We start from the raw sequence: 476 nt of genomic DNA, 5'->3' as shown, positions 1-476 counted from the left end.
GAGTGGCTCCCAGCCTACCCACGCTCCTTCAGCAGCCGGCCCTTCTCGCGCGACCAGTCGCGCTGCTTTTCGGTTTCGCGCTTGTCGTGCAGTTTCTTGCCGCGGCCAACGGCAAGCAGCAGCTTGGCCCGGCCCTGGTCGTTGAAATAGATTTTTAGCGGCACCAGCGTCATGCCTTCGCGATCGACACTCTGCGACAGCTTGGCCATCTCGCGCTTGTTGAGCAGGAGTTTGCGGCGCCGGCGCGGCTCGTGGTTGAAGCGGTTGGCTTGCAGATATTCCGGCAGATAGGAGTTGATCAGCCAGATCTCACCGCCCTCGACCGAGGCGTAAGAGTCCTGGATGTTGGCCTGGCCCTGGCGCAGCGATTTCACCTCGGTGCCGGTCAGCACCAGGCCGGCCTCGATCGTGTCGAGCACCTCATAGGAAAACCGCGCCTTGCGGTTTTCCTATGAGGTGCTCGACACGATCGAGGC

1 pseudogene is annotated in these 476 nt (G+C 62.2%); it reads right to left on the bottom strand.

Features of this window, described 5'->3' with window-relative positions:
- Window positions 1-14: 14 nt before the first annotated feature.
- Window positions 15-449, bottom strand: a pseudogene (smpB, locus tag EOA86_RS37990) (SsrA-binding protein SmpB); the annotation flags it as partial.
- Between the last annotated feature and the right edge of the window lie 27 nt (window positions 450-476).

Origin of the sequence: Mesorhizobium sp. M5C.F.Ca.IN.020.32.2.1, assembly GCF_004023105.1 — a bacterium.
In the GTDB taxonomy this organism is placed as follows: Bacteria; Pseudomonadota; Alphaproteobacteria; order Rhizobiales; family Rhizobiaceae; genus Mesorhizobium; species Mesorhizobium wenxiniae.
This window is presented reverse-complemented; position numbering and strand designations above follow the sequence as displayed.